Below are 24764 nucleotides of genomic sequence, written 5' to 3' on the forward strand. Positions count from 1 at the left end.
TGGTTTTAGGCAGCCAGGATGTAGCCAAGATCGATCTCGATTTCGTCGAACGGTGGGATTCGCGCTCGCTGCTGATGGTCCATCGTGGCGATGACACGATAGCGGCCAGCCTCAAGTTGATGGGCAACAAGCTTGCGCTCCTCCGGCCAGATCAGCCAGTAGTAAGGCACCTGGTGGCGTTGCAAGAGCAGCGGAATCTGTTGTGTGTCCTTGCGCTCATGACCAGGTGAGACGATCTCGCAGACCCAATCCGGCGGCAGGTCAATCAAGCCACGGGGCAAGCTCGACAACCGTGATTTACGCCATCCGGCCAGATCGTGCGCCGGGCACTCGTGCGGCTCGTAAGCAACGCTGGCCTCGGTGAGAATCCACCAGCCATCGGGTCCGGAGCGGCGATTGAATGGCCCGAGTTCCTCACGCGCATTGCCTTGAGCCTGCGCGTGATAAGGCCGTGTCATCGGGCGCCGAACGATCTCTCCGTCGATCAGCTCAACCTGCTCGTCGGCACTGTGCAGCAGATCATCGACGGTTGCGAGCTTGAGAGCTTCCACGATTACACCTTGAGTCGATTGGTGCGCACTAGCACACCAAGTCCGCCAACACCTCACCGCATCCCAGCGCCCTACCCCAGCCCGGCCTTTAGGAGACCCAATTTGGCAGCGCAAATCGGGCGGCCTTGCGGTTTCAGCACCCGACGGATCTCGGCCAGGCCGCGTCCGGGATCGGACAGGCTGCAGAACACCAGGCTCGACACGACGGTATCGAAGAGCGCGTCGGGAAACGGCAGATACTCGGCCGAGGCGCACAACAGCTCGGCCTCGGGCGCGCGTCTCCGGGCGCGAGGCAGCGCATCCGCGTTGGGATCGAGTCCGTACAGTTCGACGCCATCGGGATAGAGCGGCAGCATCTGCCCAGTGCCGCAGCCCACCTCCAGCACCCGGCCGCGCGCCAGTCGGGCCAGCGATCGCCGCCAGCGCTGCACGCCCGGCATCAGCGTCATCGACAGGTCGTATAGCCAGGGAATTTGCTCGATTCTGCGCATTTGATCGATCCTATTGGCTGACCGATGCAGGATACCACTCGGCCCCGCCGGCAAAGATTGATTCTCTGCGGGATCAGCTCCTCAGTCGCGCGTTCCCGGTGCCATGAACTCAGGCCCGACGGGGTCGGTGACATGCTCCGCAATGATCGCGTCGATGTGCTCGCGCGCGCTGTCGTCGAGCTTCCAGCCGTCGATACTAGCGGCTGCGTCGAGCTGCGCCGGGTGGCGGGCGCCCCAGAGCGCGACGCTATGCCCGGGCTGGTCGAGCAGCCAACGCAGCGCCAAGGCCATGACGTCCTTGCCGGCGTACTCTCGGGCAAAGGAATCAAGCGCTGAGACAGCGGCGAGATACTGACCGAACCGGGGTTGTTGAAACTTCGGGTCCGACTGTCGCAGGTCATCGCCCTCGAACGCCCGATCCGGGGTCATCCGCCCACTGAGCAGCCCACGGCAGAGCGCGCCATAGGTCACGGTGCCGATCCCGTGCTCGGCGCAATAGGGCAGCACTTCATCGCCCAACTCACGCTCGAACAGGTTGTAGGGCGGCTGGTTGGCATGCAAGGGCGCGACGGCGCGGAAGGCCTCCATCTGCGTGCTGTCATAGTTCGACACGCCAATCGCTCGAATCTTGCCGGCCTGCAGCAGATCATACATCGCCCGTGCGGTTTCATCGATCGGCGTCTTTGGGTCCGGCCAATGCACCTGGCAGAGGTCGATGCGGTCCGTTTGCAGCCGGCGCAGCGAGTCATCGACCTCGCGCAGGATGCGATCGCGCGTCGCCTCGCGCCAGACCTGCTGATGATCAGCAGACCAGTTCAACCCGCATTTGGTCGCCAGGACGACCTTGTCGCGCAGCCCGTGGCGTTGCAGGGCGTCGCCGACGATCTCTTCGGAATGGCCCATGCCGTAGACCGCCGCCGTGTCGATGAAGCTGATGCCGAGTTCGACTGCATGCCGGATGGTGTCGACCGACTGTTCAAGATCGGTGCCGCCCCACATCCAGCCGCCGATGGCCCAGGTGCCGAGCCCAATGCGCGAAACCTCGATCCCGCTATCGCCGAGCGTGGTGTATTCCATCAGAACTGCCCTCTAGGGTTGGTGGAGACGGGGAGCCGCTTGCAGGCTGAGCGAAGGGCACCCTACGCAGAGGCGCTGGCAGCGGTCAAGGTCGCCGCCGTGCCATCTGTCAATCGCCCAGCACTGGAACGATGTCTGGTGCATTAGCACCTGCCATGGTTGAAATGAGCACCGTTTGCGAAGCCTGTGGCACCGGCTCGCAATGGGGTTGCATGGATGGCCGTCCAAAATTACCCGATCCCGCGATGCCCAGCCGGCCGAGACCCTCCGTAGTCACCCGCCCTTTGCCGTGCATGGCATAGACGTTGCTGCCCTCTTCGAGAGCCGGCGGTGCTCAATGCACTCCGGTCTTTCATCTCTTTCAACAAGCGGAGGCAGCAGTGGCAGAGGCAGCGCGGCCGCCGACACGATCTCGCTCTCAGGCACCCTCAGCGATCACTTAACCTTTGTCGAGGGTGATAGCCAGACCAAGGTTACCGGCAGCGGCAACTCCTTTGAACTGGAGCCCTTGGAGCGGCTGGAACCTGGCCAGAGTGCCGGCTGGACGATCACCGTCAAGGGCGAGTCCAAAGGCTACGGCCGACTCGACGTGAAGATGGACAGCTCGGCCACGAAGCGCGCGATCACCGCGCAAGAACCTGAGCAGAGACAGAACACCGGGGGCTAGGAGATCCCGACCGCGTCGGCGGTGGAATTCAAGGAGTAATGAGCGCCGCGCCTTCGGCAATAGGAATGCCGAAGGCGGCCTGTCTGGCTCAGCTAGCCAGCGCTCAGTCTAAGCTTTAGCATCGGCACCAACCAACAGAATGAGCGGACAGCCTCGGGAGACAAGCCGGTGATGGCGATGCAAGGCCCGGGCGGGGCCAGCCCACCAATTCTGACAGGGGCTCACTGCCTGCTGTGTTTCGCGCGGCGGGTGCTGCGGCATTTCAGCGACAATCGCGGGCTGTTGCTGGCCGGTGGTGTCGGCTACAACATCCTGCTGTCGATCATCCCGCTCTTTGCGGTCCTAGCGGTGACGCTGTCGCGGGTCGTCAGCGAGGAACGCCTGCTCGAGGTCATCGAGCTACAGGCGCGCCTATTAACGCCGGGCCGCTCGGAGCTGCTGATCGAGACCCTGCGCTCGCTGCTCGAACAACGGCAGCTGATCGGCTGGGTCGGCTTCGGCGTGATGCTGTTCTTCAGCTCGCTGGCGTTTCGCATGCTCGATGACGCGGTCGCGATCATCTTCCAGCGCCATCGCCGCACGGCCGCGCGCCGCCTCTGGGTCGCGGCGCTCTTGCCCTATGTCTATGTCGCCGTGCTCGGCGTCGCGCTGCTTGGCCTGACCGGCTTGGTCGCGCTCTTCAATACCATGGGCCGGCTCGATCTGAGCCTGCTCGGGGTGCATCTGCCCCTCTCCACCGCCGCCGTCTTTGGACTCTGGGCGTCCAGCTTCTTTGGCGTTGCCTTGTTGTTTGCATCGATCTACAAGATTCTCCCCGTGGTACCGGTCCACATCGGCCGGGCGCTGGTCGGCGGCTTGGTCGCCGCCGCACTCTGGGAGTTGATCCGGCTCGCGCTGGTCTGGTGGTTCGCCAAGGTCTCGATGGTCAACCTGGTCTATGGCTCGCTCGGCACCGTGGTCGTCTTGCTGCTCTACCTGGAGGCCGCCGCAGCGATCCTGCTGCTGGGCGCGCAGGTGATCGCCGAGCTGGAGCGTAGCGCCGAGGCTGGACTGCCTTGGCATCAAGAGCCAGACCTCCCCGCCTCGACATCAGAAAACGCCTGCACCGGGGCGCTGCCCGCAGCGGTGCCGAGCGCCCCTGAACCGGCCGCCGCCCAGCCTCCATCCGAGCCTCTTTAGAGAGGTCAATCGGGCTCCAGCGCCTAAAGTGACGGCCGGTGAGACTGGTGTGATGGCCGGCAAGCCTGGTCAGGCATGGCTCTCTGCGATTAGCATCGCCGGCTGTACTGCCACCCACAGCTTGAGGAGTTTGCCGTGATCGACCTGCGCGTGCTCGTTTGTCTTCCACTTCTAGTCGCCGCGCTCAACCCCGTCGCCGCCGAGCCGGCGACGGGCACGCTTTCCGCCTTCAAGGCGCGCGGCAATGAGCCCGGCTGGACGCTCGAACTCAGCCGTGAGCGGCTCCGGCTCTCGCTCGACTATGGCGCGCGTACACTCGAGGCCACGCTGCCAGCGCCGGTCAGCACCGACGACACGCGCGTCTATCAACTGCCCGAGCAGGATCTCAGCATCCGCATCAGCGATCACCTGTGCAGCGACAGCATGACCGGCATGCTCTATCCGAGCACCGTCGTGCTCGCGTTCGAGGATCGGCGCCTGAGTGGCTGCGGCGGTGAGCCAAGCACTCTGCTCGAAGGAGACGAATGGACGGTCCGCTCACTCGCCGGCGAGCCGGTGCCGGATGCCGTCTCGGTCACCATCGGCTTTCTCGATGACGAGCGCGTCGCGGGCAGCAGTGGCTGCAACCGCTTCATGGGCGGCTATGCGCTGACCGGCGAAGGGCTCTCGTTCGGCCAGATCGCCGGCACCATGATGGCCTGCCCCGAGTCACAGATGGAGACCGAACAGCGCTTCCTCACGCTACTGCAGGCCGTCAACCGCTTCGAGATCACGCCCGACGGCGGGCTGCTGTTGATCACGGCTGACGAGAAGCGCATCAGCGCCGAGCGCTGAAGCCGCTAGACTGGCGTTGATGGTGCCCGCCGTTGCCCGCACTTGGTCCATGAAACTTGACTGCGGAACTCGGGAACTAAGCCTTACCATGAACAGCCCCAGCGACCTTCATGCCGATCTCCATGCCGTCGACCCTCGCGCCGCCGAGAATGCCGCTGCGGCGCTATTCACCTTCGACAACAGCTACGCCCGTCTGCCCAAGCATTTCTATGCGCGCGTGCTGCCAACGCCCGTCGCCGAGCCCGGACTACTACGCCTGAACGAACCGCTGGCCGAGCAGCTCGGGCTCGCTCCCGCCGCCCTCTCCACCCCCGCCGGAGCGGCGATCCTCGCCGGCAATCTGATCCCCAACGGCGCCGAGCCGATCGCGATGGCCTACGCCGGCCATCAGTTCGCGCAGTTCGTGCCCAGCCTCGGCGATGGTCGCGCGATCCTGCTCGGTGAGTTGATCGACCGCGACGGGGTGCGACGCGACATCCATCTCAAGGGCGCCGGGCGCACGCCCTTCTCGCGCGCGGGCGATGGGCGCGCCGCGCTCGGCCCGGTGCTGCGCGAATATGTGCTGGGCGAAGCGATGGCCGCCCTCGGCATCCCGACCACGCGCGCGCTGGCGATGGTTGCGACCGGCGAGGAGGTCTGATGGCGATCTCGCGCCGCTCGATCGGCTGCTCGAGGTGGTCTCGCGTCCGTTCGAGGAGCAGCCGGAACGCGCTGAGTATCGCCAGCCGCCCCGCCCCGATGAGGTCGTTGAGCGCACCTTCTGCGGCACCTGAGAGGCTGTCAGCCATGCAAGCGCACAACGGAGGCGCCGAGATGCAGACTCGGCTTGCAACCGAGGATCGCCGCGAGGCCATAGCCGGTCACCGTGCTGAAGGCGGGTTCACATATTCGATCTGGCTCTGGGGATCGGTGATCAGCACTGCGGCGGGACTCTGCTCGATCACCCGCAAGAAGACGCGCAGCTCGCGCTCGACGGCCTTGCGTTCGGCGATCTCGCTCGCCAGCTTCCGATTCCACCAGAGCGCGGCGATGAGCAGGCTGCCGACCACACAGGCAATGGCCAGCATGAGCTGAAGATTCACCTCGAATGACATGGCCTAACCATTGCAGCAATCTGATGGCCGACCAACAACAGCGCTGGTCTGGTGGTTTATTCTAGCCTGACATCAAGCTTGGCGCGAAAGACCGGCCATGAGTCCAGAGCGAGCGTTGACATCGCTCCAAGCCACGGCAATGGTGACCCATTTGCCGTCCGCGCCTTGATGCGCCTGCTTGTCGACCAGCAACTGCGGCGAGTCGCCTGGCATGCCATTGGTTGCCACAGCATTGGCTGGTATGGCATTGGTTGCCGCTGCCAGCAAGGCTGCGGCTTCGGCAACCGATGCGGTACCGAGCGCGCGCGCCAGCGTCGGCGATGGTCGCGCGACCCGCACCGGTGCCAGCTCGGCGGCGCTAAAGAAGCGCAGCGCCCAGCCACGCGTGTGCGCCAGTTGCTGCAAGGCCGGTTCGTCACGCTTGCGCTCGATGCTGGCGAGTGCGATCACCGCGACTGGCCCCAAGTCGCGCAGTGCCGCATCGACGGCGGCCTCCAAGGTCGCCAGCGCCGTGCCGCGCATGCAGCCGACGCCAAGGGCGACCGCTGGGGCTCGCGCACGCGACCAAGATTCAGGTTTCTCCATCATGCCCAACATCGAAACACCCGATGTGTTGACCCTGTTAGGCCAAATAGGTGTTGGGCCGATAGTCCTGAAACAGCCTGTCATAGGTCTTGATTGGCGATCTCCCCCATCAGCCAATCGTAGACGATGCAGGTATCAAGCAGCAGGCGCACTGGGCTCCCCCAAAAAGAGTTGCTCGACACGCTGGTCGGTTTCAGGGGAGCGCCACTCGGTCACGTAAGGCACAAGCCCGCGCCAGGCGCCAGGTGGCTTGATTTGCACGGGCTGATAGGGAACGAGACGCGCCACGGGCACGCCATTGCGAGCGATCAGAACGTCTTCGCCGCGCTCTGCTGCAACGATCAAACCGGATAATTGGCTCTTCGCCTCGTGCATGTTGACTTGCATGGTTTTCGCTGCCCCTCAAATCTATTTAGCTAAAATTAGCCAGAATACTGCGTAGAGTCAATATCGATGCTCTCATCGTGAGTAGATCGTCACCACTGGCGTGCATCAGCTGCGTGAGGGCATGCGCGTGCATCCGCTCTCGGCGATGGCAGAGCGACCCGCACCAACGCCAATTCGGCGGCGCTGAAGAACCATAACGGCCAGCCATGGGAACGCGCTAGCTGCCATAATGCCGGCTCATCATGCTTGCGCTCGAGACATGCTTGCGCTCGAGACTGGCAAGCGCGATCACCGTCACCGGCCCTAAGCCGCGCAGCGCTGTGTCGACAGCGGCTTCCAAGGTCGCCAGCGCAGTGCCGCACATGCAGCCGATGCCGATGGCGACCCCCTGTGGTCGCTCACCAGGCGAGTACAGGGATGGAAACGGGATCGCGTCATGCGTCTTTTTGACCCTCAAACAGAACCTCATCATGCCTCACCTTGGCACAGCCGCTTGCCACTCCAGTCAGGTCTCCACTCGCAGCCCCGCGCCGCAGTCCAGTGCACGTCGCTCGGCTCAGCCCCATGCTGGCGCTCATGATCGCAGCCGGGATCATCAGTGCCCAGCGCTCTTCCTGAGTGCCACCTCCTCCGGTCAGGGCAAGACCACGCTGACCGCCGCCCTCGCCCGCCATCATCGCAACGCCGGTCGCCGAGTGCGGGTGTTCAAGACCGGCCCCGACTTCCTCGATCCGATGATCCTCGGGCGCGCAGCCAGCGCAGGCACTGAGGCTGAGCCGCTCGATCTGTGGATGGTTGGCGAGGACGATTGCCGGCGCGCCCTCTACCAGGCCGCAGGCGAGGCCGACCTGATCCTGGTCGAGGGCGCGATGGGACTCTTTGATGGCTCACCGTCTGGCGCGGATCTGGCCGAGACCTTCGGCCTACCGGTCGCGGCGCTGATCGACGCCCGCGGCATGGGTCAGACCTTCGGCGCTCTCGCGCTCGGGCTGATGCAGTATCGCCCAGGACTCTGCTTCGCTGGCATCGCCGCCAACCGCGTTGGCAGCGCGCGCCATGCCGAGATGATCCGCGCCGGGATACCCGCCGAGGTGCCCTATCTTGGCGCCCTGCCCAGGCTCGATGAGGCCGCCCTGCCGAGCCGTCATCTGGGGCTGGTACAGGCACAGGAGATCGCCGATCTGGAGCAACGGCTCGATCGATTAGCCGAGAACATCAGCACGACCGAGTTCGCGGCACTGCCGAAGCCAGTTCGTTTCCAAGCGCCAAAGGGAACAGCGACATCCTCAATGCCGGGTGCCAGAATGCCACTCGCCGGTCGTCGCATCGCCATCGCCCGCGATGCGGCTTTCTCATTTCTCTATGCGGCCAATCTGCGACTGCTCGCACAGCTGGGAGCTGACCTGGCCTTTTTCTCACCGCTCAACGACGTAGCACTCGATCCGGCCGACGCCATCTACTTGCCAGGTGGCTATCCGGAGCTTCATCTGGCGCAGCTTGCCGCCAACAGCGCCATCAAAGAGGCACTGCGTGCCCATGTCGACGCCGGACGGCCGCTCTATGCCGAATGTGGCGGCATGCTCTATCTGCTCGAGCATCTGAGCGACAAGCACGGCCAAAGCGCCGAGATGGCTGGTCTGCTGCCCGGTACAGGCCGTTTGCAGCCACGTCTGGCCGGGCTCGGCATGCAAGCGCTCGCGCATCCGGCCGGCGAGCTGCGCGGCCATAGTTTTCATCACTCAACCATGAGCACACCGATCGCCGCAGTGCAGTACGGCAGCCGTCAGCATGATGGCCAACCGGGCGAGCCCTTCTATCAACAGGGCCCGATCCGGGCGAGCTATCTGCATCTCTACTTTCCCTCGGCCCCGGCTGCCGCTGCCGCCCTGTTCCTACCTTGACGCCCTTAGCGGTCGGTGTCGGCCAGTGGCTTCTCAACGCTCAGCAGCGTGATCGGCCGCGCCGTGCGCCAGCCATCGAAACGCCCGAGCGGCTCGGCCTGGGCGACACTCACGCGCGTCAACTCGCCGCCGATCCGCTCTCGCCAAGCCACCAGTGCCGACTCGGTCTGCAAGGTGACGGCATTGGCCACCAGCCGCCCGCCTGGTCTCAGCGCCTGCCAGCAGTGCTCAACGACACCGTCGATGGTGAGGCCGCCGCCGATGAAGATGGCATCTGGGGTCGCGAGTCCTACCAGCGCTTCCGGCGCTCGCCCCGTCACCAACTCAAGCTCAGGCACGCCGAGCCGATCGCGGTTTCGCTCGATAAAGCCACATCGATCGGGGTGCGACTCGATCGCTATCGCCCGACAGCTGGATTCGGCGCGCAGCCACTCGATGCCAATCGAGCCACAACCGGCGCCAACATCCCAGAGTAGCTCGCCGGGCTGCGGGGCCAACCGCGCCAAGGTCAGTGCGCGCACATCACGTTTGGTCAGTTGACCATCATGCTCGAAGGCTGTATCGGGCAGCGCACTGCGACGCGACAGCGGGCGAGTGCCTGGATCGGCGTGGCAGTGCACCGCCACCAGATTGAGCACCGGATCAGGTGCGGCACGATCCCCATCAGCAGTACTCCCGAGCCAAGAAGCTGCGGTGCCGTCGCGACGCGTTTCATCCGGCCCACCCAGGCGCCCAAAAACGCTCAATTGGCTGGCGCCATAGCCGCGCGCAACCAAGAGTCGAACCAGCGCCGCCGGGGTGTCGCCATCGGCGCTCAGCACCAGCAATCGAGTCCCTTCGGCGAGGTAGAGCGCGACGCGCGCGAGCGGACGACCGTGCGCCGGCACCACCCGCACCTGCTGTAGAGGCCAGCCCAAGCGCGCCGCAGCCAGGCTCATCGAGGAGGGGGCCGGCAGGATGCGCAGTTCATCGAACGGCAGGCGCTCGGCCAGTTGCGAGCCGATGCCATAGAACATCGGATCACCGCTCGCCAGCACGCAAACCCGCTCGCCCCGGTGCGCGAGCACCTGGTCGTAAGCCTGCGTGAAGGGTCGCGGCCAGGGCCGGCGTTGCTGCCCGGCCTGGGGAGGTAGCAGTGCCAGATGACGCTCGCCACCGAAGATCAATGTCGCCGCTTCGATCGCGGCACGAGCCTCGCCACCGAGGCCGCTCTGCCCGTCGTCACCCATGCCGACGACCGTGAGCCAAGCTTGATCGATCATCGCATCACCGCCTGACCGCCGACCTAGCCCGCAGGCGATCGATGATTCAGGCGGGATAACGCTCAGGCGTAGGTATTGATTTGGGTGCCAAGGTGACCCTCGGAGGCGAGGTTAGAACCAGCGCCTGCACCTGAGCCGGCCATGGCCGATTCCATCAACGCAGCCACCTGCTGCTTTTGATTGTCGAGTGCGTCCTTAAAGATCTGCATCTGAGCCTGTTGTGCGGTCTGCACTTGGTTCATGATCATTGATGTGTTGACGGCATTGCCGACGGAAGCATCCATGACGAGCTCCTTTTTTCATGTGAATGTAGTAGTAACGCTAGCAGAAGATCACGAAACACGCAAAGCACGTAGTTCCTGGCTCGATGAGCGTCGCTTGACGCTAGGCGGGCGTTACGATGCGGTGATCTCGATCGGCGGCATCAACGTCAGCCCAACCCATGTCGCCCAACGGCTAAATGAACGCGACGGCACTGGTGGCGGAACTGCGCGCCGAGGCCATGCCGGCGTCGATTCAATCGATCTCGACCAACGCCAACAATCAGGACATCGTGCCGATGGCGACTCTGGCCGCGCGGCGCGCGGGTACCAGCCTTGAGCATCTTTATCGCATCCTGGCGATCGAGGCCATGGTGCTCGCGCAAGCAGCTGACTGGCGCGGCTGGGCCTCGCTCAGCCCGGCTTCGCGCGCCTGCTGCGCCTGGGTCCGCGAACGCGTCGCGCCGCTGGAGCAGGATCGGCCGCTGGCCGAGGCGCTCGCCGATCCCGAGGCCGTGAGCGCGTTGCTGGCCTGGCTGGCGGAGTACGCGGCGTTCGCTCGGCAAGGTTCCACGCCAGAGAGCGCGCTGTGATTATCTATGATGCGCCAATGCGGCCTTGGCTCGACCAATCAGACTGAACGGCGCCACCGCCAACATCAATGCCACCAACACTGGCGCGAACGGCTGATCGAGCAGCAACGCAAGGGTGAAGGCAAGCAGATAGCCGAGCAGCGAAACTAGGGTGGCGATGATCAGTGTCGCGCGCCAGTTCGAGCCGAGCTGGAACGCGAGCCAGGCCGGGATCAGCACCAGCACGAAGGTGCCCATGATGCCGATCGTCGCCGTGCCCACCGCCATGGCTGCGGCCACGAGCAGATCGAAGCCGACCAGCCAGTGCCAGGACGGGCGTTGGTTGGCGCGCTCATGGCAAGGAAAGAAGCGCGCGCGCAGCAAGCGCGGCGTCAGCCACGGCAGGGCGACGCCGGCGACCAGCCCTAGCCCCAGCGCCGCAATCAGGTCGGCGCGGCCGACGAAATAGAGCTGCCCATCGACCAGGGCGCGGGCAAGCTGCTCGCCCAGACCCGTATTGGCGGCCACTAGCAGCCCGAGCGACCAGCCGAGCAGGATCATCACCGCATAGATCGGGTTTCCGCTCGCCCCGGTGAGGGTCTTGGTCAGGCTCCCGGCAACCGCCGCGAGTAGCCCGCCGAGCACCGCTACGCTCCCCGCAGACAAGGCGATCAGAGCCCCGGCCCCGGCCAGATGCGCATAGCCGAGCGCGGCCAGCCATTCTTCGCGCAACAGCAGCAGACAGCCGAGCACTGCCAGAAGAACCGCGACCAAGACGCCAATGACCAAGGGCAGCAAGAACAGCTGATCGAGAAACAGTTCTGGATGCATACGCAGCTCGGCTCAGCTCAGGTCCAGTCGCCGGGTGCAGACACGCTCGAGGAAGCCGCGCTCATGGCTGACCACCAGCACGCCGCAGCGCCGGTCCTGGTGCCTATGCCTGTCCAGGAGTTCGGCGAGCAAGTGTTCGGCGGCCGGATCGAGGTTATTGGTGGGCTCGTCGAGCATGACCAGGTTGGCGTCTGCCGCCAGGGTCGCCCAGACCATGAGCAGTTGGAACTGGCCGCCGCTGAGCCGATCAAGACGCATACGCAGGAAACTCTGCAAGGGCGGGGGTGGATCGGCCGCAGCTGCGGCGCGCAGGAGATCCCGACCGGTCAGCGGCATCAAGGCCAAGCGCACGGGCTGCTGCTCCTGATAGGCGATGCGCAGATCGGGCGCGCGCGCGATCCGACCCGAGAACAGCGACGCGACGTTGGCGATGGCCTTGAGCAGGGTCGACTTACCGCTACCGTTCGCGCCCCAAAGCCCAAGGATCTCGCCGCTGGCGATGGTCAACGAAACCGGCCCGACGACTGGGTGCGTATAACCCGCCCGGACGTCTTCGAGTGTGAGCAGCGATGTGGCCGTCGCATCTGCATTCGCCGCTTCACCCGTGTCAGCACCAGGCCGCCCAGCCTCATCGACCGAACTCATCGTTCCATCCGACCTTATCGCCCAGCATCGATCGCAACGACCCACCGGCCGATATGGGTCAGATAACCTACACCGTCGGCGCCAAGCGGTGGCTCCAGCGGAAGCGGCTCATGCGGCCAGCCGAGATCCTCAGCCAGGCGCTTGGGCGCCTTGGGGGATTCATAGGGTGCGAACAGGATGATGCCGCGCTGCCCGATCAGCGCGTTGCGCAGGGCCTGCACATCACGTCCTGAGGGCGGCACGCCCGGAATCGCCTCGATGGTGCCGAGCAAAGGCACCTCGAGCCGATCTAGGAGGTAGATGGCATCCCGATGGTAGAGCACGACGCCGGGGGCGCCGGCCACCTGTTGTCGCCAACCTGGCATTCGCGCCTCGACCTGCTCGGCGAAGCGCTCGGCACCGCGCCGGTAGCTGGGCGCACTGTCCGGGTCCAGCAGCGCGAACCGTTCGGCGAGCGCGCCCGCGATGCTCGCCATGCGCACCGGGTCCATGTTGACGTGCGGATTGCCGGTCGGATGCACATCGCCTTGAGCACGATCTGCGGCCATGCCTTGGTCCAGCAGCGTGACCTGGGCGGCAGCCTCGAAATAGCCGGGTTGCCCCGGCTGAATCGCGCGGTTCGCGGCACTCTCGATCGCCAGCGGCAGCCACCCCACCTCAAGCTCGCCGCCGATGGCGACTACCAGGTCAGCACCGCGCAAGTCCCGGATTATCGTTGGCTTAGCCTGCAGAGAGTGCAAATCTCGGTCTGGGCCGACCAGCACGGTCAAGTCGGCGCGGTCACCGGCTACAGCCCGCACCAAGGCACCCATGCTAGGGCTGGTGGCCACCACATCTAGCGCCAGGATCGGCGTGCTCGCACTCAGCAGCAGTAGGGTCAAAAATAGGCGTCGAAACATCGCAGTCTCCGAGAACAATCGATTTGAGATGGGGGGCATGAGGCGCTTACAAGCGACAAGCGAGAGGGATTAGAAGGCATGCGCGCCGTGACTGCCCATGCTGACCAGGAACTGCAGGTAGAAGGCGTTGAAGCGCTCGCGCTCATCGGGACTGACCAGAATATCGTTGTAGGCATATTGGGCCCGAAGCTGCGAGAACTCGGTGAGGTTCCAGGTGAGGTCCAGGCTCCAGCGATCCGGCCGATGTCGGGTGCGACCTTGACGAATTCAGCCGTCGCGAGGCGGTTCTCGAGCTGCTTGATGCGTTGCTCGTACTCGACGCGCATGTCTTGGAGCGTCGCGCGTAACTCAGCGACATCACTGTCGCTGGCCATGGCATTGGTCGCGAACAACGCCGCCAAGAGCACGGCTAGCAGAAGGGAACGGATGCGGGGGGCGTTCATACGAGACTCCGGTGCGTCGGCTTGCCTGGGGATCAGTCGAAAACATAATGTTATGTCGTAACGCTGATCTAAGCTACCTAGCAACCTGATGTCTGTCAAACAGAGCCCTGATCCATGCACGGCGACGCCACCGCTGACCGAGCTTGGGCGTCAGGCCGGCGTACTGGTGTTGTTCTTCGTCTCCGGCGCCATTGGTTTGCTGTTGCAGACCCTGTGGATGCGCGAGCTGGCGCTGCTGTTCGGCAGCACGGCCTGGGCCAGTTCGACCGCCCTCGCCGCCTTCTTGCTCGGACTCGCGGCAGGCAGCGGTCTTGGGTCGCTTCTGTCAGCGCTTGCGCCAACCCTTGCGCCTCCGCAAAGAAGGTCAAACGACGGCGGAAAGTCTACAATCGTACCGTCGCGAACCGACCAACCTCCAGATGCTGGCTGTTAGCCGATTCGCGCGCGCCATTCATGCAAAACCGACTTTTCATCGTCAGGCCACAGGGGGAAAGATGATCACTGCCCGCACCACCATCCGCCCGTTGATCTCCACCGTGATCGCAACCGCCACCATCGCCATCGCGAGTATGGCCTTCCAGGCCAACAGCGTTGCCTCATCGGATGCCGAGGAGCTATCCACCGAGGAACGCGCCCGCTTAGAGCGGCAGCTCGCCATCGCCCGCGAGGAGCGCGATGCCGTGGTGCTCGAGACCGAGGCCCGGATCGACGAACTTACCGAGACGCTCGAGAGCGAACGCGCAGCGATCGCGACGCTGCGCGATGAGCTGGAGACCGCCAAGTCGGCCCAGGCTGATGCCGAGGCTCAGATCGCCGAACTCACCGAAACCCTCGAGGCCGAGCGCGCGGAGATGGCTGCGCTGCGCGACGAACTAGAAGCCGCCAAAACGGCCCTTGTTGAAGCCGAGACCGGTGGGGAAGACCGCGAGCGACTGCAACAACAACTCGCCATCGCCCGCGAGGAGCGCGATGCGCTAGTGCTCGAGACCGAAGCCCTTGAGGCCGAGCACACGAAGATGGCAACGCTGCGCGATGAGCTGGAGGCCGCCGAGTCCGCTCAGGCTGATGCCGAGGCCCAGATCGCCGAACTCACCGCAACCCTCGAGACCGAGCGCGCGGAGATGACCACACTGCGCGATAAGCTGGAAGCCACCGAGTCGGCCCTTGCCAAAGCCGAGGCCGACCCCGAACCCGAAGCTGAACTCGACTCCGAGGCCAACCGCTCAGTCAGCAACGAAGGTCTTTCACAAGAAGACGCCGCCGAGATTGGTGGACAGCTCACCGAAAAAGGCATCCTCGTCGATCTCGACAGTGATGAACTCAGTTTCGCCAGTGAAAGCGCGATCTTGCCGACGACGAACCTACCGACGCTCGATCGCATCGCAGCGTGGCTCGAGGACCGCCCGGAGCTCAGCGCCCGCATCGAAGGCCATACCGACAGCCTCGGTAGCCCCGAGATCAATCAGCCGCTCTCCCTGCAACGCGCCGAGGCGGTGCGTCAGGCCCTGATCGAACGCGGGCTGGCCGCCGAACGGGTGGTGGCGCACGGCGCCGGCTCCACCCAACCAATCGCCGATAACGCAACGGCGGCGGGCCGGCGCCAAAATCGCCGCGTCGAGATCTACCTGATGTAACAAGAAGCGGTCGGCGATGCGCTAACCGCCGAAGGGCACACTCAGGCTGAGCCGAACATCGCGCCCCGGACTCAGCGCATAGCCCTTTGCAGCTCGCCAACCTAGCCCCAGCGACGGGCAACGGTTAAGCTTGATCGTTTGGCCTTGCGACAGGTGCCGCTTCGCCCTGCTCGCCGTGCCACAGCGAACACTCAATGATGTACGACTATCAACGCGACGCTCACGCCATCTACCGCGAATCCTTCGCCATTATCCGCCGCGAGGCCGATCTCAGCCGCATTCCGCCCGACTTGGAGGCGCTCGCAGTGCGCGTCGCCCATGCCTGCGGCATGCCGGATGTGATCGATGAACTGTGCTTCTCGCCGGGCGCCGGCGCCGCCGGGCGCCAGGCGCTCGCGGCCGGCGCGCCGATTTTCTGCGACGGGCGCATGGCGGCCGAAGGCATCACCCGCGCGCGACTGCCAGCCGAGAACGAGGTGATCTGCACGCTCTCCGACCCGCAAGTGCCGGCACTGGCCAAGCAGATCGGCAATACCCGCACCGCCGCCGCGCTCGAGTTGTGGCGCCTGCGGCTCGGCGGCGCGCTGGTCGTCATCGGCAATGCGCCAACGGCGCTGTTTCGGCTGCTGGAATTGCTCGACGCTGGCGCCGCTCGGCCAGCACTGATCCTCGGCTTCCCGGTCGGCTTCGTCGGCGCCGCCGAGTCCAAGCAGGCACTTGCCGCCGACAGTCGCGGCGTGCCCTTCGTTACCCTGCAAGGCCGCCGTGGCGGCAGCGCCATGGCCGCTGCGGCTGTCAACGCGCTGGGGCAGGATCACTGATGGCGGCGATCGAACCGGTCAAGCCAGGCCGCCTGTTCGGGCTCGGGGTCGGCCCGGGCGACCCGGAGCTGATCACCGTCAAGGCGCTGCGGCGACTGCGTGAGTCGCAGGTGATCGCCTATTATGCCGGCCCGCACAAGCACGGCAATGCACTCACCAGCGTCGAGTCCTGGCTGCGCGACGATCAGCAACGCCTGGCGCTGATCTATCCGGTCACCGGCCGCCCGCCGCCGCCGCCGTTCGACTACGAGGCCACCATGCGCGCCTTCTACGACGCCTGCGCCGAGCGCGTCGCCGAGCAGCTCGGCGCCGGGCGCGATGTCGCCGCGCTGTGCGAGGGCGATCCGCTGTTCTACGGCTCCTTCATGTACCTGCATGATCGCCTCGCCGAGCGTTTCGAGACCGAGGTGGTGCCGGGCGTCTGCTCGGTGCTGGCCAGCGCCTCGGTGCTGCAAACGCCGCTGGTCTATCGCGATCAGACCTTCCTGGTGCTCGCCGGCACCCTGCCAGAGGCGGAGCTGGAACGCTTGCTGGCCGAGACCCAGGCGGCGGCGATCATGAAGCTCGGCAGCCATTTCGAGAAGGTGCGGCGGGTGCTCCTGCGGCTCGGGCTCGGTGAGCGGGCGCGCTACGTCGAGCGCGCGACCATGGCCAATGAGCAGATCCGCCCACTGGCCGAGGTCGACCCGACGCGGGTGCCCTATTTCTCGATGATTCTGGTGCCGGGCGAGCGTTGGCGGGGCGGATGAGCAGGCATCGCCTGCCGCGCGCCAAGCGCGACATCTCGTCCATCCCAGACCGTGCTAGCCCAGCCCAACGCCGATTGGAAAGCCACAGAGGAGCCCTACTAACAGGATGCAACCTGACCAGCACAGCAGTGCAACCCCTAAAACACGCGGCTGGTTGCGCGTGATCGGGCTTGGCCCCGGTGATCCAGCCCTGCTCGCCCCGGCCGCGCGCGCGGTGCTGAGCGAGGCCGAGGAGATCATTGGCTACCGCACCTATATCCAGCTCGCGGGGCCGTTCCGGCCCGATCAGCACGTTCACGACTCCGACAACCGCGTTGAACTTGAGCGCGCCCGCCACGCCTTCCAGCTCGCCGCCGACGGGCGCCGGGTCGTCGTGGTCTCCTCCGGCGATCCCGGCGTCTTCGCCATGGCTACGGCGGTGATGGAGGCGTTGGAGCAGGCCAAGAACCCGGCTTGGCGACAGGTCGATTTGGACATCATCCCTGGTATTTCGGCCGCGCAAGCCGCTGCGGCCCGCGTTGGCGCGCCGCTCGGGCACGACTTCTGCACCCTGTCGCTGTCGGACAACCTCAAGCCTTGGTCGGTGATCGCGCGCCGCTTGCAGTTGGTCGCCGAGGCCGATCTGGTGATCGCGCTCTACAACCCGAGTTCGCGCGCGCGGCCGCATCAGCTCAGCGAGGCGCTGGCGCTGTTGCGTGAGCATCGCGCGCCCGAGACCGTTGTGATCCTGGGCCGATCGATCGGCCGCGCCGACGAGCAGGTGCATGTCACGACCCTCGCTGAGGTCGATCCCGCGCAGGTCGATATGCGCACGGTGGTGATCATCGGCTCGTCGCAGACCCGCATCATCGAAGCCGCAGAGGGCCATGGCCGGCACTGGGTCTATACCCCGCGCTGGTATCCCGAAGATGGATAGCGGCAGACGATTGTCTGACAGATTGAAGCTGGATTCTTCAATTTGTCAGCTTCGCACAGGATTTTTCTTCACCATCTGTAAATCCAACTTACAATTCATGCACTCTGGTCTAAATTGAGTGCATGATTCCTCGCACGCTCGACCCTCATCTGCGCCAACTTGCGTTTCGCGGAACGATTTACAGACAGGCCGGCAAGCGATGACCAGAGGGCATTCCTGGTGTACGGTGGCGGCAGTACCCAGCAGCGCTCGGATGAAGTCCAATCCTCAACATCGCTACTCCGCCTCCAGCCGCCGCGCCAGCCAGTCCAGAGCGCCATCGACATCGGCTCGGCTCTGCAGCGCCGGGCGTTGCGGACGCTGCCTGATCACCACTGGAATCCCCCGCTCGCGCGCGGCAACTAGCTTGGCTGCCGTTGCCTCTCCACCGCTGTTCTTGCAAACGATGGCGTCGATAAGGTGCGTGTCGAGCAGTGCCCGCTCGCTGGCCAGGTCGAATGGGCCGCGCGCGAGCAGCAGCTCGGCCTGAGCGAAGGCCGGCAGCGGCTGTGGTGGGCTCACGCAGCGGATCAGGAAGCGGATCGCCGTCAGGCCAATGAAGGGCTGCAGATCCTGCCGCCCGACCGCGAGCAGCACACGGTGCGCCCCAAGCCGCTGCAGCATCGCGCACGCGGCCTCCCAATCACCGACCGCGTGCCAGCCATCGCCGGGCTCAGGCTGCCAGGGTGGGCGCTCCAGGCGCAGCAACGGCACGCCGAGCGCTTGGCAGGCCTCGGCCGCATGCCAGCCCATGGTCGAGGCGAATGGATGCGTGGCGTCGATCACGGCCGCGATCCGTTGCTCACGTAGATAGTCCATCAGACCGGCGACCCCGCCGAAACCGCCGATGCGGGTTTCTCCGGCCGCCAGCCGTGGGCTGCTGGTGCGACCGGCGAGCGAGCTGATCACGCGCCAGCGCGGAGTGGTTGACTCGCTCAAGGTTTCGGCCAGCGCATAGCCCTCGCTCGTGCCGCCAAGGATAAGAAGGGTCTGTAACTTAGCCATCAGCGTCCCGCCTGTGCTTGCGCTTGAGCCTGCGCTTGGGCTTGAGCCGGCGCATGAGCATGGGTTTGGCCTTCAGCTTGCTCTTTGGCCTGAGCCTGAGCCTGAGCCTGAGCTTGCATGTGTCGCTGGCGCTCCAGCGCATCGCGCCAGAGTGCGGCCAGCCGATACGGACCATGCACCAGTTTGCTATAGGGCAGCAGCAGGAATAGCGCCAGCACCAGCCCGAGGTGCAGAATCAGCAGCAGCGCCATGGCTGCGGTCTCGCGCCAGAGCAATAGCAGCAGCCCGCTCAGGGCAACGGCACCGAGCAGCCATAACAGCGCCTGATTGGCGCTTTGACTGTCGGGTGCAGTCGGCTCCGGATCAGCGCGCGCACCGAGCCATCCAAGGCCGATCACACCAACCAACATCAGGAGCCCGCCCACACTACCGAGCAGCACCGGCGCACTCCAGAAGGGATACGGCGCCAGGCGACCAAGCAGATGATGATAGAGCGTCGCGGCAACGGTGGCGGCGAAGCTGAGCAGGAAGCCATAAAAGAGTGCATGGTGCCAGCGACGACGCCAGTGTGAGGGATGCGCGTCGAGATCAGCACAGCCGGGACCGCTACCCTGTAGATGGCGCAGCGCCAGTGCCTCGCGCAGCGCGGTAGCCAGCGCTGGAAACACCAATCGTGGTGGCTGCAGCGCATCGGACTCGTCGGCAGGGTGAACTCCAGCGCGGTCCTGAGTGCTTCCTGAAACCCTTCCCTCAGAATGACTCCAGTGATTCCGAGCCTGGGTTTGATCCCGAACGGAGCCAGCAGCCTCGGCGGAACCAGCGCTCGCCCGCCAGAAGCGGCGCAGCCCGACGCCGAGCGCCAGCAGCGACCAGCCCAGCGAGAGGCCGGCGAGCAGCACCATCCAGCCCCAGGGCAACACCTGATAGAAGGCGCCCGGACCTTGGTGAACCGCCCACAGTCGCGTCACCGGCACCTCGATCAGCACCAGCGCCAGCAACGGCAGGGTCGTGATCAGCGAGGCCAACAGCGCTGTACGGTGCGGATGAGCGAACAATCGCGCGAGGGGCTGTGGCCAGGCATGGCGAGCGAAGCTATCGGCGCGGGTGCGCGCCAGCGCGCGCGGCAGATTGAGCGCGAATGGATGCGGCGAGGCGTACTGGCAGGCATAGAGGCAGCTACGGCAGTGATGGCAGAGGTTGGCGAGCTGGTCTAGGTCGCCGGCCGCGAGCAGCGGGCGGCGTTTTGCGGCATCGAACACCGGGCAGAGGCCATTGCAATAACCGCAGACGTTGCAGATGTGCAGCGTGCGCCGGGCCTCGGCCTCGCCAGTCTGCTGCGGCTGCTCGACGGCAGACCGCTGAGCGGACCAAGACGCTGCGGCTTGCCACTGTTCAACCGCAGGCCACCGGTTGGACCAGGGCGCTGGGTCGACCTCGGCGTTGGACATGAGCCGCGCGACCACTGGCCTTTGGGCACCGTCAACAGGCGCGTGACCATCGCGATCAGCCAAGGACATCGCGCGCCGCCTCCTCCCCAGCCGCACGCCCGGTCGCTAGCCCGATCATCAACGCCAAACCCGAGAGATAACCGCGACTGAGCAGATTCGGCGCCATCAGCATCCCAGCCGCGAACAGAGTACCGATTGATCCGCCCTCGCGGAGACGGACGCGCAGTGTCGCGTCGACCGCGACGCCGTGATAGGTAAAGGTGATCCCGGGGCGCATCGGATAGGCAAAAAAGGGTGGCTCGAGCGGACGTACCGCCGCATTGTACGCGTTTAGAGTCTGCTCGAGCGCCGCCGCAGGGATACTGAGCTGTCGTGCCAGATCGGCAATGCAAGGGGCGCTGATCGGCGGATAAAAAGACGGCGCTTCAACCTCCAGCCCGCGTCGGTCGAGGATCAGATAACCGATCTGCCCCGGGAAGCCGGCGAGCCGCTGTCCCCAAGCCGAGTAGCGCGTCGAAGCCGTATCCGCGCCTTCGTCGTAGCGCCGCTGGCCATCGCGATCGACGACTATACCGGCGTGCATTGAGCGCACCCGGGTGACGATGCCGCCATCATCGGCCGGTGAGCGGGCGTCGACCGCGACCAGATAGGCGGCGGCTGGATCGCCCGCCGCCGCGATACCCTGGCTCAGCAGGCTGCGGAGCACGGTGCTGGTGGCATGTGGGGTACCGCGGTTGATGAAGCCAGCAGCGCTTGCGCCCCAGCTCGTTCGCAGCCACTCCCGATCGGCCTGGGCACCGCCCGAGCAAAGGATGATAGCGCCCGGATTGACCCTGTGCAGACAGCCCTGAAGCGAATAATCAACCGATGGTACAGACCGTCCATCGAAGCGAAGCACCTCGACACTGGCCCCATAGCGAATCACGACACCCCACCGGGCAGCGGCTGCGTAGAGGGCATTGAGCATGGTCTTGCCACCGCCGAGCAGGAAGGCGGTCTTGCGCGAGCGTGGCAACCCACCGCCGGCGACCGGCTGCAAAGGGACGCCGAGATCGGCGAGCCACTCGGGAAGATCGGCGGAACGCTCGATCAGCATGCGCAACAAGGCAGGATCCTGATCACTGCCGGCCACCCTAGCTAGGTCGCTTCGAAACTCGGCCTCGGGATAAGGACCGGCCGAGAACGGTGACGGCCCTTCGTGCACATAGCGGAAGTTGCGCGAATGTCGGCTGTTGCCACCGCGCTCGCCAGCGGGCGCGCGCTCGAGCAGCAGCACCGAAGCACCCACGCGGCGCGCCATGATCGCGGCGCAGAGTGCCGCCGTGCCGCCACCGACGACCAGCACATCGGGCATTGGGGTTGACGAGTGCATGGATGAGAAGCACATGGGACAGGTTGAGGGCTCAGTCATGCGCCTGGTCGAGGCGCCCGCCGGCCTGTTCTGGTGCCCAGGCCTCCATCTGCTCTGTTTTGGTCCACTGCTGATGATTCACGCCTTTTTGTCCCCAACCTGCCCCGTCACGCTTGCTGTTGCCCGTTCCGCGCCGCGCCAAGCGCCTCCGCCTGTCTGGCGCGCGGACTCAGCCCTGCGCTCACCGAGCCCAGCCACGCCCACCGGAGACGACCAGCATGGGTAAGGTCTGGTTCGTCGGTGCCGGCCCGGGCGCACCGGATTTGATCACGGTGCGCGGCACCCGGCTGCTGGCCGAGGCTGGCGCCATTCTTTATGCCGGTTCATTGGTGGCCGAGACCGCGCTGCAATGGGCCGCCGCCGGGTGCGAGATCGCCGATTCCAAGTCGATGGACCTGGCGCAGGTCACCGACTGGCTGCTCGAGCGCGCGGGCCGGCATCACACCGTGGTGCGGCTGCAGACCGGTGATCCAACCCTCTATGGCGCGCTGGCCGAGCTTGCGCGGCCGCTGGATCGCGCCCAGATCCCGATCGGCATCGTCCCTGGCGTGTCCTCGGCGATGGCCTCGGCGGCAGCCGCCGGCGAGTGCCTGACCCTGCCGGAGGTCACCCAGAGCGTCATCTTCACGCGCCTGGCCGGGCGTACCAAGATGCCGGAGCGCGAAGCCCTGGCATCATTAGCCGCGCATCAGTGTAGCCTCTGCATCTTCCTCGCCATCGATCGCATCGCGCAGGTCGCCGAGACGCTGATCGGCGCTGGCTGGGCCGCCACAGCGCCGATCGTCGTGGTGTACAAGGCGACCTGGCCGGGCGAGGAACAGGTGTTGCGCGGCACCCTCGCCGACATCGCCGCGCACTGCCAAGCCGCCGGCATCGAGCGCCAAGCGATGATCCTTGCCAGTCCGGCGCTCGGCGCGCGGGCGCTGACCGAGGCCAAGACCTCGAAGCTCTATGATGCCGACTTTCCGCGCCGGTTTCGTCCCGCGCGCCCGAGCGGCACTTGAGAGGGCCACGGCCAATGGCGCTGGAGCGCTCAGTCGTCTCGCAGGCGGCGCCGCAGCAAGTAGGTATCCATGATCCAGCCCTTGCGCTCGCGGGCGCGGCGCCGGGTCTGCAGTAACGCCTCGAGCACCTCGTCCAGCGCGCCGGCGAGGCTCAGTTCGTCGTCGGTGCCGAGATACGCGCCCCAGTAGATGTCCATCTGTTGACCGGTGAAATGGCGAAAGGCCTCCTCGCCATCGAGCATCACGAAGGCGTTGTCGACGCTGCTCGGGTCGCACTGCGCGAGCCGCCGACCGGTGGTGATGCTGATCGCCTCGCCGACTCGATTGAGCGGGATGCCGTGATGGGCGGTGAGCGCCTGCACGGCGGTGATGCCGGGGATCACCTCCAAGGCGTAGCGCTCAGGTGCTGCGGCGACGATTGCGCTGATGAGGCTCACGGTCTGATCGTAGAGTGCCGGATCACCCCAGATCAGAAAGGCGCCGCGCTCGCCGGCGGCCAGTTCGCGCTCGAACAGCTCGACGAAGAGCGCGCGCTTGATCGCATGCCAGGCCTCGACACCCTGCTGGTAGCCCTCGGCGGCGCTGCGCGGCGGACTGCTGGCGGTGACCACCCGATAGCGACCTGGCTCAAGATAACGCTCCATGATCACGCGGCGAATCTGGAGCAGCTCGTCCTTGCCGCAGCCGTCTTTTTCCAGCATGAAAAAGACATCGACGCGGCGCATGGCCTCGATGGCTTGGACGGTCAGATACTCGGGACCGCCGGGGCCGATTCCGATGAGCGATAAGGTGTTCAAGGCAGATCCTCGGGCCGTTGAGTGTTTTTAATGCGAGTCGCTCTCATTTGTATTGCAAAAGCCTCCGAAGCCAGCTAGCATCACGATTGAAGCGCACGTCAACATGGCTGTCGGCAAACCGCCCCCATCGCTGCATCCACCGGAGGTGATCATGAGCCCACGTCTGCATACCCAGTCCCCCGAGAAGACGTCCGGCGGCACGGCCGCCGCGACGGAACGCCGTCTGCGGAGCCATCAGATACTGCAAGGCAGTCGCCGGGTGGTGATCGAGCATGGCGATGCCAGCTACACCCTGCTGCTGACCCGCAATGACAAGCTGATCCTCGTCAAATAGCGACCGGGACAAGCCGCGACCGAGCACCGAACAGCCTAGCCTGAACGGCGCCGCCGCCCTTCGCTCAAGCGCTGCCGCCGCCGGACCAGCGTGAAGATAGGGCCGGAGATCGCGTAGCTGAACGCCATCAAAAACAGCAGCACCGGTGGGTCGAGGACCACTAGCGCGAAGCCGAGCATCAGCAGCACGACGAACATGAAGGGCACCCGCCCCTGCAGGTCCAGCACCTTGAAGCTGTGGTAGCGGAAGTTGCTCACCATGAGCAAGCCGCCACAGGCCGTGAGCAGCGCCATGAGCAGGCTGACGCTCGCGCCGCTGATGCCATTATCCGTCCCGATCCAGACGGCGCCGGCAATGATCGCCGCCGCTGCCGGACTCGGCAGACCCTGGAACCACCGTTTGTCCGCGATCCCGACCTGGGTGTTGAACCTGGCTAGCCGCAGCGCCGCAGCTGCCGTATAGATGAAGGCGGCGAGCCAACCGAGCTTGCCTAACCCGGACAGCGCCCACTCATAGGCGACCAGCGCCGGCGCCACGCCGAAGGCGACCATATCCGAGAGACTGTCATACTCAGCGCCGAAATCGCTTTGCGTGTGCGTGATGCGCGCGATGCGCCCATCGAAGCCATCGAGCACCATGGCCGCGAAGATGCCCAGGGCGGCGGCCTCGAACTGCCCTGCATTGGCGGACAGGACCGCGTAGAATCCCGCGAACAGGGCCGCCGTCGTGAACAGATTGGGCAACAGATAGATGCCGCGATGACGGCCAGCGGGGGACGTCGGGGTGGATGGATCAATCGGGTCGGAATCGGAATCGAAATCGGAATCAGCCATGAGATTCGGCTCTTGCAGAGGCCCAGCGGTCGCATTGGGCGCGGGGCCAGTATAGACGTCCACCCTGACACAGTTGAAGGGCATCGACCAGGATT

28 protein-coding genes and 3 pseudogenes are annotated in these 24764 nt (G+C 65.4%); 13 read left to right on the plus strand and 18 right to left on the minus strand.

The features are described 5' to 3' along the window. Window positions 1–5 precede the first annotated feature (5 nt). From AC54T3_RS08215 to AC54T3_RS08225, 3 genes and pseudogenes are all read right to left on the minus strand, one after another. Window positions 6–551, minus strand: a complete 546-nt coding sequence (locus AC54T3_RS08215; protein WP_496623890.1) for a Uma2 family endonuclease — start codon at window positions 549–551, stop codon at window positions 6–8. 119 nt (window positions 552–670) lie between these two features. Next, a pseudogene (locus AC54T3_RS08220) lies at window positions 671–1042 on the minus strand (class I SAM-dependent methyltransferase); the annotation flags it as partial. A gap of 81 nt (window positions 1043–1123) precedes the next feature. Then, window positions 1124–2119: an aldo/keto reductase gene (locus tag AC54T3_RS08225; protein WP_496623892.1), complete on the minus strand. Its 996-nt coding sequence runs from the start codon at window positions 2117–2119 to the stop codon at window positions 1124–1126. A 337-nt stretch (window positions 2120–2456) separates the two neighbouring features. Here AC54T3_RS08225 and AC54T3_RS08230 point away from each other — a divergent pair, with 337 nt between their 5' ends. The 5 genes and pseudogenes from AC54T3_RS08230 to AC54T3_RS08250 all read left to right on the plus strand — a co-directional run bounded on the left by AC54T3_RS08230 (window position 2457) and on the right by AC54T3_RS08250 (window position 5572). Next, window positions 2457–2786 carry a hypothetical protein gene (locus tag AC54T3_RS08230; protein WP_496623894.1) on the plus strand — a complete coding sequence of 110 codons (330 nt, stop codon included), beginning with the start codon at window positions 2457–2459 and terminating at the stop codon, window positions 2784–2786. Between the two features lie 171 nt (window positions 2787–2957). Further along, window positions 2958–3965: a YihY/virulence factor BrkB family protein gene (locus AC54T3_RS08235; RefSeq protein WP_496623896.1), complete on the plus strand. Its 1008-nt coding sequence runs from the start codon at window positions 2958–2960 to the stop codon at window positions 3963–3965. 135 nt (window positions 3966–4100) lie between these two features. Further along, the gene (locus AC54T3_RS08240) at window positions 4101–4799 is read left to right on the plus strand and encodes an META domain-containing protein (RefSeq protein WP_496623897.1); all 699 of its coding nucleotides are present in this window, start codon (window positions 4101–4103) and stop codon (window positions 4797–4799) included. Between the two features lie 193 nt (window positions 4800–4992). After that, window positions 4993–5436: pseudogene (locus AC54T3_RS08245) on the plus strand (protein adenylyltransferase SelO family protein); the annotation flags it as partial. Continuing rightward, window positions 5417–5572 (plus strand): hypothetical protein, encoded by a 156-nt coding sequence (locus AC54T3_RS08250; protein WP_496623898.1) that lies wholly within the window; start codon window positions 5417–5419, stop codon window positions 5570–5572. The pseudogene AC54T3_RS08245 and the gene AC54T3_RS08250, both read left to right, overlap by 20 nt. A gap of 87 nt (window positions 5573–5659) precedes the next feature. Here the strand turns inward: AC54T3_RS08250 and AC54T3_RS08255 are convergent, their stop codons facing one another. The 5 genes and pseudogenes from AC54T3_RS08255 to AC54T3_RS08275 form a co-directional block, all read right to left on the minus strand. Further along, window positions 5660–5893: a hypothetical protein gene (locus tag AC54T3_RS08255; protein ID WP_496623900.1), complete on the minus strand. Its 234-nt coding sequence runs from the start codon at window positions 5891–5893 to the stop codon at window positions 5660–5662. A gap of 72 nt (window positions 5894–5965) precedes the next feature. Further along, window positions 5966–6481 (minus strand): cobalamin biosynthesis protein, encoded by a 516-nt coding sequence (locus AC54T3_RS08260; RefSeq protein WP_496623902.1) that lies wholly within the window; start codon window positions 6479–6481, stop codon window positions 5966–5968. Between the two features lie 132 nt (window positions 6482–6613). Then, window positions 6614–6865, minus strand: coding sequence for a type II toxin-antitoxin system Phd/YefM family antitoxin (locus tag AC54T3_RS08265; protein ID WP_496623904.1), 252 nt, complete (start codon window positions 6863–6865; stop codon window positions 6614–6616). Window positions 6866–6954: 89 nt separating this feature from the next. Then, a pseudogene (locus AC54T3_RS08270) lies at window positions 6955–7077 on the minus strand (hypothetical protein); the annotation flags it as partial. Between the two features lie 5 nt (window positions 7078–7082). Then, entirely contained in the window at window positions 7083–7322 is a 240-nt protein-coding gene (locus AC54T3_RS08275) for a hypothetical protein (RefSeq protein WP_496623977.1), read from the minus strand. 13 nt (window positions 7323–7335) lie between these two features. On the opposite strand from AC54T3_RS08275, the gene AC54T3_RS08280 reads away from it, so the two are divergent. Next, window positions 7336–8766 (plus strand): cobyrinic acid a,c-diamide synthase CobB, encoded by a 1431-nt coding sequence (locus tag AC54T3_RS08280; protein ID WP_496623906.1) that lies wholly within the window; start codon window positions 7336–7338, stop codon window positions 8764–8766. A gap of 5 nt (window positions 8767–8771) precedes the next feature. Here the strand turns inward: AC54T3_RS08280 and cbiE are convergent, their stop codons facing one another. Both cbiE and AC54T3_RS08290 read right to left on the minus strand, forming a co-directional pair. Further along, the gene (gene cbiE, locus AC54T3_RS08285) at window positions 8772–10028 is read right to left on the minus strand and encodes a precorrin-6y C5,15-methyltransferase (decarboxylating) subunit CbiE (RefSeq protein ID WP_496623907.1); all 1257 of its coding nucleotides are present in this window, start codon (window positions 10026–10028) and stop codon (window positions 8772–8774) included. Between the two features lie 62 nt (window positions 10029–10090). Then, window positions 10091–10312 (minus strand): putative motility protein, encoded by a 222-nt coding sequence (locus tag AC54T3_RS08290; protein ID WP_496623909.1) that lies wholly within the window; start codon window positions 10310–10312, stop codon window positions 10091–10093. 176 nt (window positions 10313–10488) lie between these two features. Between AC54T3_RS08290 and AC54T3_RS08295 the strand changes: the two genes are divergently transcribed. Continuing rightward, window positions 10489–10881, plus strand: a complete 393-nt coding sequence (locus AC54T3_RS08295) for an aromatic amino acid lyase (RefSeq protein WP_496623911.1) — start codon at window positions 10489–10491, stop codon at window positions 10879–10881. Here the strand turns inward: AC54T3_RS08295 and AC54T3_RS08300 are convergent, their stop codons facing one another. Genes AC54T3_RS08300 through AC54T3_RS08310 form a run of 3 tightly spaced genes read right to left on the minus strand, consistent with a single transcriptional unit; the run spans window position 10882 to window position 13235 of the window. Continuing rightward, entirely contained in the window at window positions 10882–11691 is an 810-nt protein-coding gene (locus AC54T3_RS08300) for a metal ABC transporter permease (RefSeq protein WP_496623913.1), read from the minus strand. A gap of 12 nt (window positions 11692–11703) precedes the next feature. After that, on the minus strand, window positions 11704–12336 hold the full coding sequence (locus AC54T3_RS08305) for an ATP-binding cassette domain-containing protein (RefSeq protein ID WP_496623915.1): 633 nt from the start codon (window positions 12334–12336) through the stop codon (window positions 11704–11706). A gap of 14 nt (window positions 12337–12350) precedes the next feature. Beyond that, a complete protein-coding gene (locus AC54T3_RS08310; RefSeq protein WP_496623917.1) occupies window positions 12351–13235 on the minus strand; it encodes a metal ABC transporter substrate-binding protein in 885 nt (294 codons plus the stop codon). A gap of 937 nt (window positions 13236–14172) precedes the next feature. On the opposite strand from AC54T3_RS08310, the gene AC54T3_RS08315 reads away from it, so the two are divergent. The 4 genes from AC54T3_RS08315 to cobJ all read left to right on the plus strand — a co-directional run bounded on the left by AC54T3_RS08315 (window position 14173) and on the right by cobJ (window position 17798). After that, a complete protein-coding gene (locus AC54T3_RS08315; protein WP_496623919.1) occupies window positions 14173–15312 on the plus strand; it encodes an OmpA family protein in 1140 nt (379 codons plus the stop codon). Window positions 15313–15509: 197 nt separating this feature from the next. Then, on the plus strand, window positions 15510–16133 hold the full coding sequence (locus AC54T3_RS08320) for a precorrin-8X methylmutase (RefSeq protein WP_496623975.1): 624 nt from the start codon (window positions 15510–15512) through the stop codon (window positions 16131–16133). Next, a complete protein-coding gene (locus AC54T3_RS08325; protein ID WP_496623920.1) occupies window positions 16133–16882 on the plus strand; it encodes a precorrin-2 C(20)-methyltransferase in 750 nt (249 codons plus the stop codon). The genes AC54T3_RS08320 and AC54T3_RS08325 overlap by 1 nt, the downstream gene beginning before the upstream one ends. Window positions 16883–16988: 106 nt before the next feature. After that, entirely contained in the window at window positions 16989–17798 is an 810-nt protein-coding gene (gene cobJ, locus AC54T3_RS08330) for a precorrin-3B C(17)-methyltransferase (protein WP_496623922.1), read from the plus strand. Window positions 17799–18074: 276 nt separating this feature from the next. Here cobJ and AC54T3_RS08335 read toward each other — a convergent pair whose 3' ends face one another. Genes AC54T3_RS08335 through tcuA form a run of 3 tightly spaced genes read right to left on the minus strand, consistent with a single transcriptional unit; the run spans window position 18075 to window position 21662 of the window. Continuing rightward, window positions 18075–18842, minus strand: coding sequence for a cobalt-precorrin-6A reductase (locus tag AC54T3_RS08335; RefSeq protein WP_496623924.1), 768 nt, complete (start codon window positions 18840–18842; stop codon window positions 18075–18077). After that, on the minus strand, window positions 18842–20359 hold the full coding sequence (locus tag AC54T3_RS08340) for a tricarballylate utilization 4Fe-4S protein TcuB (protein ID WP_496623925.1): 1518 nt from the start codon (window positions 20357–20359) through the stop codon (window positions 18842–18844). The genes AC54T3_RS08335 and AC54T3_RS08340 overlap by 1 nt, the downstream gene beginning before the upstream one ends. After that, window positions 20346–21662: an FAD-dependent tricarballylate dehydrogenase TcuA gene (gene tcuA, locus AC54T3_RS08345; RefSeq protein WP_496623927.1), complete on the minus strand. Its 1317-nt coding sequence runs from the start codon at window positions 21660–21662 to the stop codon at window positions 20346–20348. The genes AC54T3_RS08340 and tcuA overlap by 14 nt, the downstream gene beginning before the upstream one ends. Before the next feature lie 257 nt (window positions 21663–21919). Between tcuA and cobM the strand changes: the two genes are divergently transcribed. Continuing rightward, window positions 21920–22705, plus strand: coding sequence for a precorrin-4 C(11)-methyltransferase (cobM, locus tag AC54T3_RS08350; RefSeq protein ID WP_496623928.1), 786 nt, complete (start codon window positions 21920–21922; stop codon window positions 22703–22705). A gap of 29 nt (window positions 22706–22734) precedes the next feature. Here cobM and cobF read toward each other — a convergent pair whose 3' ends face one another. Continuing rightward, the gene (cobF, locus tag AC54T3_RS08355; protein ID WP_496623930.1) at window positions 22735–23502 is read right to left on the minus strand and encodes a precorrin-6A synthase (deacetylating); all 768 of its coding nucleotides are present in this window, start codon (window positions 23500–23502) and stop codon (window positions 22735–22737) included. A 151-nt stretch (window positions 23503–23653) separates the two neighbouring features. Between cobF and hemP the strand changes: the two genes are divergently transcribed. After that, window positions 23654–23836: a hemin uptake protein HemP gene (gene hemP / locus AC54T3_RS08360; RefSeq protein ID WP_496623931.1), complete on the plus strand. Its 183-nt coding sequence runs from the start codon at window positions 23654–23656 to the stop codon at window positions 23834–23836. 35 nt (window positions 23837–23871) lie between these two features. On the opposite strand, the gene pssA is transcribed toward hemP, so the two are convergent. Further along, window positions 23872–24669, minus strand: coding sequence for a CDP-diacylglycerol--serine O-phosphatidyltransferase (pssA, locus tag AC54T3_RS08365; protein ID WP_496623932.1), 798 nt, complete (start codon window positions 24667–24669; stop codon window positions 23872–23874). Window positions 24670–24764: the final 95 nt, after the last annotated feature.

The sequence above is a fragment of the Halochromatium sp. NSM3 genome, from assembly GCF_059621085.1.